We start from the raw sequence: 15172 nt of genomic DNA, 5'->3' as shown, positions 1-15172 counted from the left end.
GTGCCTGCGATCAACGGAAGGTCAGGCGAGTTTCCAGGTTGCTCCATCACGCCCGTCAGCGACTTCGATTCCTGCGTTCGCGAGGCGGTCGCGAAGAGCGTCTGCGCGCGCCCAGTCCTTTTCGGCGCGAGCCTGCGCACGTTCTTCGATGACGGCCTGAACGAGGGTGTCGAGCGCGTCGTGTTCGCCAGATCCCGCACCTCCAGCTGTTCCAGCGGAGCCTAGTCCGCTTCGCCACTGCTCGGATGCGGGGTCAAGTCCAATGACATCAAGCATGGAGCGCACCAACTGCTGTTCACGTCGGACCGCTTCGGTGTCGCCCGCTTCGATGGCAACGTTGCCGGCCTTCATGTGCTCGTAAATGACGGCAAGCGCTCCGGCCACGTTCAGGTCATCGTCCATTGCGGTCACGAAGCCCTCGGGTAGTTCGGACGCAGGCAGTGCAATTTCGGAAGCGGGAACCTCGTCTGCAATCGCAATCGCGCGTTCCACGAAGGCGGAAAACTTCGCCCATGCAGCGGCAGCAGCTGGCATGGTTTCAGGGCCCCACTCAATTCCACTGCGGTGATGAACGGTCGAAAGCGCCCACCGAACGGCAGCAGCCGGATGCTCTGCAGTCAGAGCGTCGATGGAGAGCACATTGCCCAGCGACTTCGACATTTTTTCGCCCTTCATGGTGACCCACGCGTTGTGAACCCAGAGGCGCGCGAATCCCCAACCTGCTCCGTGTGACTGCGCTTGTTCATTCTCGTGGTGCGGGAATCGCAGGTCGATTCCACCGCCGTGAATATCGAATTCGTCACCCAAATAGCGCCGCGACATCGCAGAGCATTCGAGATGCCAGCCCGGGCGGCCTCGTCCCCACGGAGAATCCCAAGCCGCAGTTTCCGGCTCGCTTGCCTTGGCTGCCTTCCAGAGCGCAAAGTCGCGAGGGTCGCGCTTGCCCGCTTCCACGGCGGCGTCGATCTGCGCCTCGTCTTCGGTGGTGCGCATGTCGTCGAGCTTCTGGCGGGTCAGCGACCCGTAATCGTCCTGGCTGGCAACGGAGAAGTAGACGTTGCCCTGGCCGTCGGCGTAGGCGTGCTCGCGCTCGATCAGGCGGTTAATCAAGTCAATCTGGTCCGGAATATGCCCGGTCGCGTGAGGTTCGTAGGTCGGTGGCAGAACACCGAGGGTCGCATACGCTTCGGTGAATTCGCGCTCGAAACGCTGCGCCCACGCCCACCATTCAACGCCCGCGTCGGCGGACTTGTTGAGGATCTTGTCATCAATGTCGGTGACGTTACGGATGTAAGTGACGTCCAGACCATTGCGCTTCAGCCAACGAATCAGCGAGTCGAACGCGACGGCCGCGCGCAGGTGTCCGACGTGCGGCGCACCCTGCACCGTCGCGCCACACAGGTAAATCCCCACTTTCCCCGGGTTTACAGGAACCAGTGGCTGCAGGGTGGCGGACTTCGAGTCGTACAGGTGAAGCGTCATAGTGCCATGCTACCCGCGTCGGCTCCCACGGTACGAGGCCGCCTCCACTTTTAGGACTGCGTAACGCGACGAAAGGGCGGGGTGGCACAGGGGACAGGCGTTTCGGAAGCTCAGTTTCTGGGCGTGATCTTTTCTTCGATCAGAGCACGCAGGGCGTCGGCGTCGTTCGGCAGGCTCACGACGCGTTGCTCGCCCCCCTCAATATCGGCGAATCGGGCGGGAACGGTGGGTTCATGGCCGGTTGCCTCGCGGATCGTGTCGGCAAACTTCACGGGAAGCGCAGTTTCCATGACGACGGTCGGCCCGCCCAGGCGCGGTGCCCACTGGCGTGCGACGTGCATGCCGTCCGCGGTATGCGGATCCAGCAGGTAGCCGTCGTTTTCTTCGGTGAAGAGAATCTGTTCCAGGCGGTGGGCATGGTTTGAGGTGCCCGACACGAAGCCGTAGTTTTCGCCAAGGGCGGCAAATTCTTCAGTGCCGGACAGATCGAAGAAGCCGTCCGAGTTCAGGACCTCGCCGAACAGCTGAGCGGTACGCTCCCCGTCGCGACCAAGCAGGTCGAAGATAAAGCGCTCGAAGTTGGATGCCTTCGAAATATCCATCGACGGCGACGAGGTTGCCAGTGTTTGAGCCGAAGAACGAACGCGGTAGACACCGGTGCGGAAAAACTCGTCAAGAACATCGTTCTCGTTCGTGGCCACAACAAGCGTTCCCAGTGGCACACCCATCTGTCGCGCCACGTGGGCTGCGCAAATATTGCCGAAGTTGCCCGAGGGAACGACGACGTTCACTCGGCAATCCAGGTCGAGGCCACCGTCCGCACCTCGTGCCACCTGCAACCAGGTCGCGACGTAATACACAACTTGGGCGAGCAGGCGCGCCCAGTTGATCGAGTTAACCGCGCCCAGATGCCATTTCGCCTTAAAGTCAGGGTCCATGTTAACCGCCTTCACCAAGTCCTGACAGTCATCGAATACGCCCTCAACTGCGACGTTCACAATGTTGTCGTCCAGCAGAGAGAACATTTGCGCGCGCTGGAATGGCGTCATGCGTCCGGCCGGAGTAAGCATGACGACCGACAGGCCATTCCGGCCTCGTAGCGCGTACTCGGCAGCAGAGCCGGTATCACCACTGGTCGCACCCACAATCGTCAGCCAATCTCCACGGCGGTCGAGCTCGTACTCGAAGAGTTCGCCAAGCAACTGCATCGCCATGTCCTTGAACGCTGCCGTCGGGCCATTCGACAGGTGCGACACCCAGACTCCGGACTGGAGGTGCGTAACCGGAACGATCGCCGGGTCGCTGAACGCGGGCGTGCGGTAGGCGCGAGCGGTAATCGCCTTCAGGTGCTCGGAGGGAATGTCGTCAATGAACAGTTCAAGAACGCGGGCAGCGAGCGCCGCATAGCCTTCATCTGCGAGGACTCGGCTGAGTTCTTCGAGGTCTGTCGCGCCCAGTTGCGGGTAGCTTTCAGGCATGTAGAGGCCGCCGTCGGGAGCGAGGCCCTCAAGAAGGATGTCGCTGAACGAGCGCGCGTTGTCGGCCGAAGATTGGCGAGTCGAAATGTACCGCATGCGCCGATCCTATCGGGGTCAGGCTGTCGTGCGAGCTCCGTCCCAAATCCGCGTCGCACCGGCTAGCCTTGAAGCATGACTGACACCGCTCATTCCACTCCCGTCCCCTTCCGCGTTGGCCAAGCGATCGACGTTCACGCGTTCGCAGTCGCAGACGAGTGTGGGAATCTGCCCGACAAAACTCTCATGCTCGCGTGTGTGGAGTGGCCGGGCGAAACCCCACTGGAGGGTCACTCTGATGGCGACGTTGCAGCTCACGCAGTGTGCGACGCGATTTTGGTGGCGACCGGTCTGGGCGAAATGGGAAGCGTGTTCGGGACCAGTCGACCCGAGTGGTCGGGCGCATCCGGCGAACAGTTCCTTGTCGAGGTATGCCGAATGGCGCGCAAAGCTGGCTGGCACATCGGTAATGCGACCGTGCAAGTGATCGGCACAAAGCCTCGCATGGCTGCGCGTCTCCCCGAAGCGTGCCAGCGGATGAGCGAGATCGTCGGCGCCCCCGTTTCCGTCAGCGCCACGACGACGGACGGGCTTGGGTTTACGGGACGAGGCGACGGCTTGGCAGCAACAGCGGTTGCGCTCGTCGTTCGGGCTCAGTAGTTCGCCAGCGCGAACGAGGTCACGGGGAAACCGCGGGTGAGTACCCGCGAAGAAAACGGCGGTCGAGATCCCCCGCGACAAGCGCACCTCAAGAATCGGGAAGAGAACAGAGGCGAGCAGGCAGAAAGAGTCAGCCCGCTACTCCCCCATTACTTTTCGAGGTGCTCCAAGTGTGCCTCGTCTGCCTTGACCGGGATGGTCAGGACCAAGCCAACGGCGAGGATCAGGATGATACCGAGGATGCCCCAGTAGGTGTAGTCGCCACCGGTGGACTGCGCCTTGCCGATCTTCAGGAAGACGCCGTACATGAACGGCGCCAGGAAAGAGACGGCGCGGCCGGTGGTCGCGTACAGGCCGAAGACTTCGCCTTCACGACCTGCGGGGATGATACGGCCGAGGAACGAACGGGATGCCGACTGGGTCGGGCCGACGAAGATGCAGAGCAACAGGCCAAGGCTCCAGAAGACGATCGAGCCGTGCGCGTGGAAGAAGAAGACGCCCAGGCCGAAAACGACCATCGAAGCGAGCGAGAAGATAATGACCTTTTTCGGGCCAATCTTGTCGTCGAGAGCGCCGAAGCCGATGGTAGCTAGGCCCGCCACGACGTTCGCGGCGATTGCGAAGACCATGACGTCACCGGCGGAGAAACCGAACGCGGACTTTGCCAGGATTGCACCGAAGGTGAAAACGCCTGCCAGGCCGTCGCGGAAGACGGCGGAAGCCAGCAAGAAAAACAGTGTATGCGGCGCTTCGCGGTGCAGGCCCTTCACGGTCTGCCAGAGCATACGGTAGGAGTCGAGCAGAGATTCTTTCGAATCATCGTGGTTCAGGACTGACGGTTTCGGCGGGTGCAGCACGACCGGCAGGGCGAAGAGACCGAACCAGAGTGCCGCGATGATCATCGCGATACGAATATTCAGACCGTTGTCGGTGGACACACCCAGCAGGTTCGGACCAATCAAGCCGACGTAGAGGATGAGTAGCAGGACGATGCCACCAACGTAGCCGGCTCCCCAGCCAAGGCCGGAGATACGCCCCATGTCCTTCTTGTCAGCCAGGTGGTTGAGCATCGCATTGTAGTTCACGGACGCGAACTCGAAGAAGATGTTGCCGACGCCCAGCAGTGAAATACCGAGCCAGAGCGACGCGTTCGGCCCGATCGACGATTCGGGGGCGACGAAGAACATGGCGAGCATCGACAGGACAACCGCGCCGGTAAACCAGCCGAGCCAGACACCGCCCTTACCACGACGGTCTGCGCGCTGGCCGGTAATCGGCGCGAGAAGAGCGATGATGAGGCCTGCGACCGTCAACCCGATCGACAGGTGCGAGTTCGCGGTTCCCGCATCGGTGAACAGCCCATCGCTGGTCAGGTAGGTGGAGAAGACGAAAGTGGTGGCGACAGCGTTGAACGCTGCCGACCCCCAGTCCCACGCTGCCCATTCAATGACGGGGCGCGTCAGGATTTTCGTTTTTTCTTTTGATGCCACTGGGGTGTTCGGGGTGGATGACATTCGTTTCTCCTCGGACATACGTCCGCTGCTTTGGGCGCTGTCAGTGTTGCTGACATCTGGAACTTAACACGAAGAGGAGCGAAATTTGATTTCTTGAACGTTTCGTGGACGTGCAAGTCGGTCGCATTATCTGCCTTGTGTCCCCGTTCTAGTCCCTCATTGACGAGGCCACACCGGGCATCTTTCTTACCCCGCTGTGGCAGGCAAGCTGGCAGTTTTCAGGATTGATCGAGTAGAAGTGTTGCGAGCGCAAGGTCGAGCCGGGTTGTGACTTTCATGGAGAGAAGGTCGCCAGGGACTGTCATCACTTGGCCACCCGCGTCTTCCACAAGACCCGCGTCATCGGTCGCCGCTGTACGTTCATTTGCTCCACGAGTCCGGGCGGACTCGTGCGCTTCGCGCAAGGTGGACCACGCGAATCCTTGAGGTGTCTGCACGCTGACAAGGGTGGAACGGTCGAGGGTTGCCACCACCGGGCGCAGTCCAATGCCGAGGTGCGCTGACGCAGTGGAGTCGCCAACTTGTTTGAGCGTGTCGGTCACTGGCAGAACCGGGATGACGGCGTTGTATCCCAACGTAACGGCTGCAATGACGCGACGAATCGCGTCTGGCGGAGTCAAAGCTCGCGCGGCGTCGTGAACAAGGACGGGGGTTGAAGCGTCAAGGCACATCCCGTGGGTTTCGGCGAGGGTTTCTAACGCATCCAGTCCGAGGACAACTGAGGCTTGACGCGACGCGGATGATCCGGCAACGACAAGAACAGGTGTTGAACAGGATTCGCCCTGCTCGCTTGTAAGCGTGATACGTCCATCTGGAAAGTAAGTGGCGAAGGTATCGACCTGATCGGCGGGCGCTGTCACGACGATGCCTGCAACACCAGCTTGAGCTAGCCCGCGGGCGGATCGTTCAAGAAGAGTAGTGCCAGCAAGCTCAACAAGAGCTTTGGGACCGTCAGACCCCAAACGGGTGCCGGAGCCTGCTGCTGTCAGGACTGCAAGAGCGGTTGACATTGAGGATCCGAAGTGTGACGGGTCAGGTCACTCAGCGTCTACGGCGTCTTCAGGGGTGATACGACCTTCGGCGAGGATTTCGTCAAGGCGAGCAGCTGCCTGTTCTTCGGTGATGTTACGCGCCAACGCAAGTTCAGAGCAGAGGATCTGACGAGCCTTGGTCAGGGTACGCTTTTCACCAACGGAAAGCTTCTTCAGATCGTCGCGACGCGTCAGGTCACGAACAACTTCAGCGACCTTCACGATGTCGCCGGTTGCGATCTTCTCTTGGTTTGCCTTGAACCGGCGGGACCAGTTGGTGGGCTCTTCAACGTAGGGGGCACGAAGAACCTTCAGAACCTCTTCCAGCCCATCTTCACCGACAACTTCACGCACACCAACAAGGTCAACGTTATTTGCGGGAACCTGAATGGTCATGTCGCCCTGTTCGACGCGCAAGGTCAAGAACGTGATCTCTTCACCACGCAACGTGCGCGTAGAGATCTCTTCGATCGTGGCTGCACCGTGGTGCGGATAAACGACCGTCTGACCAATTTCGAACGTCATGAGAGCTCCCTGCAGATATGCGACTAGCGGATACAAGTCTACCATTTGCACCCGTTTCCTACCCGACTAGGCGCTGGCGGGCCGAAGCCACTCACGAGGGGCGGCACTCGGCCCCCGCGATCTACTTCACATGTGGATTCAAATCAGCACAATACAAATGGGGCGAACCCGCTTTCGCGGATCCGCCCCACTCGTTCAGCTATCTAGATGCTCACTTGCCCTGGTTGGCGACAGCAGCAATCTTTGCTTCTGCCTCGGGATCCAGGTAGGTGCCACCCTTCTTGATCGGCTTGAGGGTTTCCTCATCCAGCTCGTAAACAAGCGGGATACCGGTCGGGATGTTGACGCCTGCAATGTCCTCGTCGGAGATTTCGTCGAGGTGCTTGACGATGGCGCGCAGCGAGTTGCCGTGTGCGGCGATCATGACGGTCTTGCCGGTCTTGATTGCCGGGACGATGGTGCCGTCCCAGTACGGGAGCAGGCGCTCAAGGACGTCCTTCAGGCATTCGGTCATCGGGATCGGCTCGCCTGCGTAACGCGGGTCGGTGTCCTGGCTAAATTCGGAGCCAGCTTCGATTGCCGGTGGCGGAACGTCGTAGGAACGACGCCACTGCATGAACTGATCCTCGCCATATTCGTCGCGGATTTCTTTCTTGTTCTTACCCTGAAGAGCACCGTAGTGGCGCTCGTTCAGACGCCAGTTGCGCTCAACCGGGATCCAGTGACGATCGGCAGCATCGAGTGCGAGGTTCGCGGTCATGATTGCGCGGCGCAACATCGAGGTGAACAGGAGGTCCGGCAGAACGCCAGATTCCTTGAGGAACTCGCCACCGCGTGCGGCTTCGGCGCGGCCCTTTTCGGAGAGCGGCACGTCAACCCAGCCGGTGAAGAGGTTCTTTGCATTCCATTCGCTCTCGCCGTGGCGGAGCAGCACCAGTGTGTATGTCATGACGTCATTCTTCCATCTTCGAGGGGTGTTGTCATAGACCCCAAGGACCTATCTCAGGCGTGAGCCCTCTCAAACTTCGCGACGATGTCGGCGGGGATGCGCCCACGGTCGGAAACCTGGATTCCGTTTTCTGTGGCCCATGCGCGAATTTCACCTGCGCGCGACAGAGCTGCCGACGAGGCCACGCGTGAACCGCGGATTGCTCGACCACCGATACGGCGCGATGAAGAAATCCACTTTTCAAAATCAGCGGAAATTTCAGAAATGTGTTCTTCCGAGAGGTCAATTTCGTAGGTCACACCCTGGAATGAGAATGTAACGGTGTCTTTTGCAGGAGTTCCATCAATATCGTCAACGAGAACGACGTGCGTCTTCTTCATAAGGGGTCCTATTCACTCATTGATGTTCGATTGTTATTGTCCGGAGACAATCAAATTGTCTCCGGACAGAATATAAATAAGAAAGAACCGACGCAACCGTTTTTAAATAGTGAAATTGAATACTTATAAAGTAAGACTAGAAGCGAGAGTTAATTGACCAAAACTCTCCGACGCGTGAACCAAGAGGGGTGTTTTGTTCAGTGGGGTCGACCTCGTAACCCTAGAGACGAAGCGCACAGGAGAAAATCTGCCACCAACTTCAATTGGGTTGAACGTTGTACCACATTGGATCTCAGCTAAGAACAAAGAGCACCCATGCAGTTCGGAATCATGAGCGTCTCAGACACCACCGACTCTGATTACAACCAACAACCCCACCAGAAATGCCGAAGACTACGCAATGGCGCAACACATGTCAGGTGGTCGAATTGACCTGATGATGAGTCACGGAAATACAGATTCGGTTTACCCCGTGGTTCGGAAAAGATATTCGCAACGGTATTCCGTTGGCCATTGAAAACTACGCTCTTCTACGCCGTTGATGGAGCGAAGATAATGTCGATTGGCACGGTAAATTCCGTACGTACGCCTTTGCACGGTTTCACGTCCACTCCACGCCCACTGGACGGAATTGCTCCATTTGTATGACACGGCTCTATTCGCTCCCCCGAAATTACTGTACAGGTCGCCTATTACGGTGACTGTTTCTTCCACAACAGTGTTTTCTGGTCGCCAGAACACATGGTCGCCCTGTACCACGAGCACTTTGAACACTACGGTCACGGTCCTGTAAAGAAGGCAATTGTCGGTCTGGGTGGTCAAGTCTTCATGGCACGCAAGTCGCAGGATGCGGTTCGTCCTCATTCACGCTGGAATGTCGGAGGAGTCTTCGACAGCGAAACGTGCCGATCGGATTGCGCGAGGCGTACGTGATCTTTTTGGACGTTTGGCACTTTCTGTTCACACTTCACATGACGAACCGTGAGATTCCGCCGTTTCTCAGCCAGAGAATGATTCACCTATACTCGATAACTTTTCCGAATCGGATATAGTTGAGACCTTGCGTCTCAGGTGGCCATGGACGCTGCCTCAGACCAAGAAGCCTCGCATTGGCCTGGGTTTGCTGACTTTGAAACGCCACTGAAGGGATGATCATGAGACGCGATGCTCGCGGACGCGCGTGGGAAACGTATTTCGTGACCACGGCACGTCTGACGAACGCTATCGAAGCCGAGCTGAAGGCGAAGTGCCACGTGACTCAGCCCGAATATAACGTGCTCCTTCAGGTGGCACGAGCTGGCGATGAAGGCATTCGCCCCTCCGCTTTGGCTCATGAGGTTGTATTCAGCCCCTCCCGCCTGACACACACTGTAAATCGGCTTGTCTCTCGCGGATACGTGGAGCGTACGACGTGCGTGGGTGACGGACGTGGTGGCCTGATTCTAATGACGGATGCTGGCAAGAAGTTCTTCGAAAAGGCTGCTGACGTGCACCGTGAGGTCGTTCGAGAGATCGTACTGAACGATCTGAGCGTAGAAGAGATCACCGTGCTCAACGAAGTGTTTGGTCGCATCGCTCGACGCATCGACGACCATATGGCCTGACCCGCCTATGCCTTCCAACCGCTTGCCTACCCTGCCCTATTGGGTTCGCTATATCAGTGCGACCCTTGCGACGGGGGTTACCGCCGGAATTGTTGGCTGGCTGTGTACTCGCCTTCTGCATGGAGTCGAGGCAGTGGTGTGGAATCATCACTCGGGCACATTCCTTGATTCTGTTTCTGCCTCCGTTTCATGGCATCGCCCCTTGATCCTGCTTATTGCTGGCGTGTTAGGGGCTATTTCGTGGACTGTGATGTTCCAGAAGAATCCTCAGCTGACCAGCGTGAAGGCTGGGGTTGAGGGAGAGACGCTACCTCCGCTTCGAACCATCTGGCATGCGCTGACGCAGATTGTCTTGGTTGGCATGGGAGCTTCGATTGGCCGTGAAGTAGCTCCTCGTGAAGTGAGCGCCTCGCTCTCTTCCTGGCTATCTTCGCACTGCGGGTTGTCCGCCGAGGATCGCAGAATTATTGTCGCGTGTGGTGCGGGTGCCGGCTTGTCGGCTGTGTATTCGATTCCTATTTCCGGCGCTGTTTATGCTCTTGAAATTCTGCTTTTGTCCAAGCGCCCGAAGGCGGTTGCGACCGCTTCTTTTATTGCTGTTCTTTCCGTATTGGTGTCTACCGGCTGGCATCGACCTGCACCCTTTTATTCGGTTGAGCCTTTGAAGACGTCGTGGGGGCTTGTCGTCTGGGCGCTGATCATGGGACCCATTTTGGGTGCGCTGGGTGAATTGTTCCGAACGTGGGTTGACCGGTGCGAACAGGCTAAGCCCCGATCTGCTCACCTTCTTTGGTCACTTCCGCTGGCGTTCGTCGTTGTTGGTCTTATTGCGATAGTGATTCCTTCGGTGCTCGGCAATGGGCAGGCGAGTGCTCAGACGCAGTTTGATGCTCGCTGGCTAGCTGGCGCTGGTTTGATCACGGCACTATTGGTCCTTGTGGCGAAGACGTTCACGACTCTTGTGACGATTCGTGCTGGGGCGTGGGGTGGAACGCTGACTCCTGGAGTCGCCTTGGGTGCCGGTATTGGCGCGGTGACTGGTTTGGTGTGGCAACAGGTTGTTCCCAGCGTATCGGTGGCTGCATGTGTGTTTATTGGTGCTGCGATTTTCTTGGGTTCGTCGATGGCGGCTCCGTTAACCGGTTTGACTCTGGTTTTCGAGTTCACCGGTTTTGCAGGTCTTCCCATTGTTGGTTCTACTGGAATCGCGTTGGTTGGTTCGGTGTTGATGACCGCGTGGATCCGCAAGAGGCGCGAGGCTCGCAGGCTTGCCGAAGTCCACGCAACCGTGTCGATTCCACCTCTTCCTTCTTCTGATTGACGAGGCCACGCACCTCAAACATCGCTTGGCGTTTTTAGTGCGCGACCTCGTAGCAATCTTCTTCACCCTTGGTCGAAGCACCCCGGCGGGCACTCCCCCTGTTGGGGCGTGGATTGCTTTTAAGAGCGACGATGGAGTGCAATAGCTCCGACGCCCATCAGTGCAAAGAGTGTGGCACCTGCAAGGAATGAGAGTGTTTGGGCACCGGTTTTCGCAAGGTGTTCTTCGGGCGGGGTGGGAGTCTTTTCAAAGAGCACTGTCTGGTCTTCGTCGTTGATGTCAGTGTGGACAGCGATGGTTTGTCCGTCGTGTTCGAGGCGTTCGAACACGACGGTGGTCTTGCCGACCGCCATGGAGCCGTCGATGGTGAAATCAACGTTTTCGCACCCATCAGCCTGGCTTGGGGTGAACGTCTTGGAAGCGGTCACAGGCTTGCCCTCAATCATCAGCGGCCCACCAGTAGCCTTATCCATCAACGTGCCCGACAGGGTGTATTCCCTGCCCTGTTTCAGGTTCGTGTAGCACACCTTGTCCGTGATCGTCACCAGGCCCGAAGAAGCGAGAGTCTTATCGCCGTCCGCCTTGTCGGTCGCGGTGGTCTTCAACGTCGGCGGATTAGCCTCAACAACATACTGCTCGCTCTTATCAGTAACAGAGGTCGTAAAAGGAGCAACACGATCATCACCAGCAAACGAGGTGACAAACACGTACGTACCCGGCTCACCGTCTTTCATCTTGAACCCGGTTGACCCAACAGAGGGCTTAAAACCATGTGAAGCATCAACCTGAACTTCACTGATCGTCTCACCGGCCACAACGTTTTCGTCAGTGACCGCTTCGCCTTCAGGGAAAAACACAAGCTTCTGCGTAAACGTCAGCTCGTCACCCTTAAACCCAGCCTTACCAGTGAAATTCGGGTGAGACTCAGGCATTTCGGTGACGAACATGTCGTCGACAAGGTACGAGCCCGACTTGGTGGTACGAACCGACAAACTAGTATCCACATTCGCCTTGAAACGATATGACAGGGTTTCATCACCCAACCCGAACTGGTCATGCCAGTCAGCGTGCACCAATTCCTTAATGTCAATCGCCGGATCACCAATCGTGCCAGGCTGAGCATCCTTGACAACCTTCCACACCCACGTGTAAAACCCAGGTGCTAAGCCTGCCACATCAACATTGACACTATGCTCACCAGGACCGGTAGCAGTAAACGACGCAGTCGCAACCACATGAGCGTCTACGGGAACCTCATCACGGGGGTCTACCGGCTCTTCGCCCAACGCATAGGCAGTGCCCTCATACACAACCGGAACTGGCTTGCCATCAATTTCCAGCCACTTACCATCACCATAATTCGGGTCAGCACTGGCAGTGATCGTGTCCGACAACGTCTGAGAATCAATCACCTTAGACGAACCCACATTGGACGTAGCAATCGGCTGAAAATCAAAAATCACCTCAAACGACGGACCCGCAACCGTCTCAGAACGCAGGCTTGAACTGTCGAACCAGATCACATCCTGGCGCATCCCCCTAGAAGAGGCATATCCCAAAGCAGAGTATCCAAGATTGTCATACTTAATACTCGAGTGAACTGTGCCGTTCGCTGTTGAACGCCATTGAATACCATCAATACGCGATGCGGTAGTTGTTCCCGTATAGGTGTTCGTCCCAGTTGCTTCGAAGACAGCCGGACCGTTCAAAGTGATAGTGAATGGTTTGCCCGCGATCAGAGTTCCATCAGCATTAGTAACACCAATGCCGTCAATAGTGCCAAAGCGCATACGCTCACCCGTCACCGTACCAGGTTTCCACCCAACAACACCGACCGCTTTTGCTTCAGCAACCATCTGACGAGCACGAGACTGAATGCTTTCGGGAACGGAAGCAAGAAGCGTATTCACATTCGCCTGAGCACGACGCGAGTTCTCAAAATTCACGTGAGCAAGAAAAGCAGTCGCAGCCGCATCGACATCGGTATTCGAAAACTCAAGCGAAGTTGGCGTATACCACTTCATGATGTACGCCATCTGCGCAATATCAACACTCAAATCAGCCGGACGAGACAAAGAAGGTTGAACCGTCAACTGACCGGGTGTCACGACCACCTCTGCTGCAGGATTGACTGCGTCAGCCTGAATACACAAACCAGGAACCGGCTGACCACTATAGGGAATCCACGTCCCCAACCAGCCAGACAATCCAGCAATCGGCACACCACGAACCCACGAACCCGCAGCAACAGAAGCAGGAGCCAAAGCAGTCAACGAGGCACACACAACCACCATCGTTACAAGAGAGGCTAAGATAGACCTCAGCCGTGAGTAGTGTGCCGCCCTAGGCACAGAAGAATCCACCATCATCAAATTCCTTTCAACTGATGGGAATACATATGGAACCCACCAACTTGGCGATCAGCTTTGCGAGAAGTGGGTTTCACGACGACGCCTGTCGTTGCCATCAGTGTTCCGCTCGGCGCACGTGGGTGCGAGTGGACTGAAAAGAAATTGTGGATAAAAAAATGGGAACCTCACGCTTGTTGATAAGTGGGTGATTCTGCACCTAGAAAGACGCAATTGACGGTAATCCCTGCTTCCAGTCGACTCTCGGAAACAGATCGAGTCTTTTCTTACAGCGAATTCCGGTGTCATGGGTTCAACGCTCACTGCAACGAACCTGTTTACTCACCGTGGTTTCGACTACGTTTCGCGTGAGTCGAACGTCAAACGACTGTTGCTGAACAACTCAATAACAATCCGAGCAGTCTTGAACGACGGCACCTATCGGAGAAAATCAGACCCAAGCATCCGAGAACAGCAATCCGACCCAAAAACGCGCTGAACGAAGTTGGCCGCCCCCTAGAGCCCCAGAAGATCCTTCGTACGCGTACCGTGCGTCTCGATAGCATCCACTTCAGGACGACCCGACGCATGCGAAATATGCACAACCAGCATCTGCGCGGTTGTCAGCCACGGACTCTCAGAAGGCAACAAGCGCAACAAAGTCGAAGGCGTGACCGCACGGATCGGATCCAACAGCGCCGGAATTGTCGGTCGATGCGCGCACACAACAACCGCGTTCGTCTGGCGCACACACTGCGCAACAACCGCCGAAGCCGACGCAGGATCAGCCGCAACCGCAGCTTCCGTAAGCTCGTCGCGAACCTCAACCTGGCCTCCGCCGACGCTCGTCCACGGGCCAAGCGTCTGCTGGCAACGAATCCACGACGACGACACGGCGCGCTCAATCCCAAACGCACTGAGAACATCAACCAAGCCCATCGCCTGTCGCACGCCCAAGCGCGTCAACGGGCGCGAGGCCTCATCGCCTGCCCACTGAGTACGCGACACCGCTTTCGCATGGCGAACGAGGCCCAACGTGACGGTAACAAGCCTGCCTTCTTCCGCTCGCGCAACGAGCTCTTGGAGTAGTCGCCGGTCACCTCGGCGGGTGAGCATCTGCTCGGCTTGATCGGGTGACACCCAGCGTGTCTCATCAATTTCGCTGGCCGGAGCTGGCTTCACGGGAGTGCGAACGCGGGAAATAGCAGAGGGCTGCGACAGTTGTACAGGCGAAACGACTGGCTGTTTGTCCGCGGGTTCGGGCATGTGAGTAGGCACAGGAGCCGGTTTGAGAGCCTGCCCCTTCTTGCGGTTCGCGAAAATAGCCGGAGAAATACGAACTTTCACCGGTGTAGACACTGGCGCAGAAATCGGCGTAGCAGTCGCCATAGGCGCGATCGTTGACGTGTCAAGACCGGTGCGACGGTCATCGTCGGCCAGCGTGCCCACCCAGTAGCGAACTTCCTTCGTCTGCCCGGAGCCAAGCCGGTAGCGCTGAGTTGTCAGCGGAGCACCCAAAATAACGGAGGCGCCAGTTTCTTCTTCGACCTCGCGGATGGCGGCGCAGATGATCGGTTCGTTCGCTTCCGATTTACCTTTCGGCCACGACCAGTCCTTGTAACGAGGACGGTGAACCATGAGGACTTCAATGTCCTCGGGCACAATCACCTGCCCGGGAACGCCCCGGCGCTCGGGATCAACGAAACGCCACACTAAAGCTCCCGCAGCGCGCACAAGGCGCGTCGGGACTGGAGCCGGGCGAATCGAACGAGACACCCCCTTAGCCTACCGGCACGGCGCCCCACCCGCTGAATCAACGGAGATCACACAGCAGTTGCGCGCAC

14 protein-coding genes are annotated in these 15172 nt (G+C 57.6%); 5 read left to right on the top strand and 9 right to left on the bottom strand.

Annotation, left to right across the window (positions count from 1 at the left end; genetic code table 11):
- Window positions 1-21: 21 nt before the first annotated feature.
- Both cysS and thrC read right to left on the bottom strand, forming a co-directional pair.
- A complete protein-coding gene (gene cysS / locus G5S47_RS00765) occupies window positions 22-1482 on the bottom strand; it encodes a cysteine--tRNA ligase (protein WP_103633154.1) in 1461 nt (486 codons plus the stop codon).
- 110 nt (window positions 1483-1592) lie between these two features.
- Window positions 1593-3056: a threonine synthase gene (gene thrC / locus G5S47_RS00760; RefSeq protein WP_219585615.1), complete on the bottom strand. Its 1464-nt coding sequence runs from the start codon at window positions 3054-3056 to the stop codon at window positions 1593-1595.
- A 75-nt stretch (window positions 3057-3131) separates the two neighbouring features.
- Here thrC and ispF point away from each other — a divergent pair, with 75 nt between their 5' ends.
- Window positions 3132-3656 (top strand): 2-C-methyl-D-erythritol 2,4-cyclodiphosphate synthase, encoded by a 525-nt coding sequence (gene ispF, locus G5S47_RS00755; protein WP_219585614.1) that lies wholly within the window; start codon window positions 3132-3134, stop codon window positions 3654-3656.
- A 149-nt stretch (window positions 3657-3805) separates the two neighbouring features.
- Here the strand turns inward: ispF and G5S47_RS00750 are convergent, their stop codons facing one another.
- From G5S47_RS00750 to G5S47_RS00730, 5 genes are all read right to left on the bottom strand, one after another.
- Window positions 3806-5170: an MFS transporter gene (locus tag G5S47_RS00750; protein WP_219585613.1), complete on the bottom strand. Its 1365-nt coding sequence runs from the start codon at window positions 5168-5170 to the stop codon at window positions 3806-3808.
- Window positions 5171-5388: 218 nt separating this feature from the next.
- On the bottom strand, window positions 5389-6180 hold the full coding sequence (locus G5S47_RS00745; RefSeq protein WP_219585612.1) for an IspD/TarI family cytidylyltransferase: 792 nt from the start codon (window positions 6178-6180) through the stop codon (window positions 5389-5391).
- A 27-nt stretch (window positions 6181-6207) separates the two neighbouring features.
- Window positions 6208-6726: a CarD family transcriptional regulator gene (locus G5S47_RS00740; protein WP_040318486.1), complete on the bottom strand. Its 519-nt coding sequence runs from the start codon at window positions 6724-6726 to the stop codon at window positions 6208-6210.
- 211 nt (window positions 6727-6937) lie between these two features.
- The gene (locus tag G5S47_RS00735; protein WP_006680733.1) at window positions 6938-7675 is read right to left on the bottom strand and encodes a phosphoglyceromutase; all 738 of its coding nucleotides are present in this window, start codon (window positions 7673-7675) and stop codon (window positions 6938-6940) included.
- Window positions 7676-7728: 53 nt separating this feature from the next.
- Window positions 7729-8055: a histone-like nucleoid-structuring protein Lsr2 gene (locus tag G5S47_RS00730; RefSeq protein ID WP_006680732.1), complete on the bottom strand. Its 327-nt coding sequence runs from the start codon at window positions 8053-8055 to the stop codon at window positions 7729-7731.
- A gap of 400 nt (window positions 8056-8455) precedes the next feature.
- On the opposite strand from G5S47_RS00730, the gene G5S47_RS08755 reads away from it, so the two are divergent.
- The 4 genes from G5S47_RS08755 (at window position 8456) to G5S47_RS00715 (ending at window position 10980) form a co-directional block, all read left to right on the top strand.
- Window positions 8456-8572, top strand: a complete 117-nt coding sequence (locus tag G5S47_RS08755; RefSeq protein ID WP_505566627.1) for a hypothetical protein — start codon at window positions 8456-8458, stop codon at window positions 8570-8572.
- A 224-nt stretch (window positions 8573-8796) separates the two neighbouring features.
- Entirely contained in the window at window positions 8797-8988 is a 192-nt protein-coding gene (locus tag G5S47_RS00725; RefSeq protein WP_219585611.1) for a hypothetical protein, read from the top strand.
- A 221-nt stretch (window positions 8989-9209) separates the two neighbouring features.
- Window positions 9210-9659, top strand: coding sequence for a MarR family winged helix-turn-helix transcriptional regulator (locus G5S47_RS00720; protein ID WP_219585610.1), 450 nt, complete (start codon window positions 9210-9212; stop codon window positions 9657-9659).
- A 7-nt stretch (window positions 9660-9666) separates the two neighbouring features.
- The gene (locus tag G5S47_RS00715) at window positions 9667-10980 is read left to right on the top strand and encodes a chloride channel protein (RefSeq protein WP_219585609.1); all 1314 of its coding nucleotides are present in this window, start codon (window positions 9667-9669) and stop codon (window positions 10978-10980) included.
- A 119-nt stretch (window positions 10981-11099) separates the two neighbouring features.
- Here the strand turns inward: G5S47_RS00715 and G5S47_RS00710 are convergent, their stop codons facing one another.
- Both G5S47_RS00710 and G5S47_RS00705 read right to left on the bottom strand, forming a co-directional pair.
- Complete coding sequence (locus tag G5S47_RS00710; protein ID WP_219585608.1) at window positions 11100-13274, bottom strand: VaFE repeat-containing surface-anchored protein; 2175 nt, start codon at window positions 13272-13274, stop codon at window positions 11100-11102.
- Between the two features lie 570 nt (window positions 13275-13844).
- The gene (locus G5S47_RS00705) at window positions 13845-15041 is read right to left on the bottom strand and encodes an NUDIX hydrolase (protein WP_006680727.1); all 1197 of its coding nucleotides are present in this window, start codon (window positions 15039-15041) and stop codon (window positions 13845-13847) included.
- Window positions 15042-15172 lie beyond the last annotated feature (131 nt).

The sequence above is a fragment of the Schaalia turicensis genome (genome assembly GCF_019380255.1).
Taxonomy (GTDB): Bacteria; Actinomycetota; Actinomycetes; order Actinomycetales; family Actinomycetaceae; genus Pauljensenia; species Pauljensenia turicensis_A.
This window is presented reverse-complemented; position numbering and strand designations above follow the sequence as displayed.

Coding starts and splice junctions, on each gene's coding strand:
- G5S47_RS00745 (WP_219585612.1), bottom strand. CDS start 6,180: ATGTCAACCGCTCTTGCAGTCCTGACAGCAGCAGGCTCCGGCACCCGT.
- G5S47_RS08755 (WP_505566627.1), top strand. CDS start 8,456: ATGGCGCAACACATGTCAGGTGGTCGAATTGACCTGATGATGAGTCAC.
- thrC (WP_219585615.1), bottom strand. CDS start 3,056: ATGCGGTACATTTCGACTCGCCAATCTTCGGCCGACAACGCGCGCTCG.
- G5S47_RS00740 (WP_040318486.1), bottom strand. CDS start 6,726: ATGACGTTCGAAATTGGTCAGACGGTCGTTTATCCGCACCACGGTGCA.
- G5S47_RS00710 (WP_219585608.1), bottom strand. CDS start 13,274: ATGGTGGTTGTGTGTGCCTCGTTGACTGCTTTGGCTCCTGCTTCTGTT.
- G5S47_RS00750 (WP_219585613.1), bottom strand. CDS start 5,170: ATGTCATCCACCCCGAACACCCCAGTGGCATCAAAAGAAAAAACGAAA.
- cysS (WP_103633154.1), bottom strand. CDS start 1,482: ATGACGCTTCACCTGTACGACTCGAAGTCCGCCACCCTGCAGCCACTG.
- G5S47_RS00730 (WP_006680732.1), bottom strand. CDS start 8,055: ATGAAGAAGACGCACGTCGTTCTCGTTGACGATATTGATGGAACTCCT.
- G5S47_RS00725 (WP_219585611.1), top strand. CDS start 8,797: ATGGTCGCCCTGTACCACGAGCACTTTGAACACTACGGTCACGGTCCT.
- G5S47_RS00720 (WP_219585610.1), top strand. CDS start 9,210: ATGAGACGCGATGCTCGCGGACGCGCGTGGGAAACGTATTTCGTGACC.
- G5S47_RS00715 (WP_219585609.1), top strand. CDS start 9,667: ATGCCTTCCAACCGCTTGCCTACCCTGCCCTATTGGGTTCGCTATATC.
- G5S47_RS00735 (WP_006680733.1), bottom strand. CDS start 7,675: ATGACATACACACTGGTGCTGCTCCGCCACGGCGAGAGCGAATGGAAT.
- ispF (WP_219585614.1), top strand. CDS start 3,132: ATGACTGACACCGCTCATTCCACTCCCGTCCCCTTCCGCGTTGGCCAA.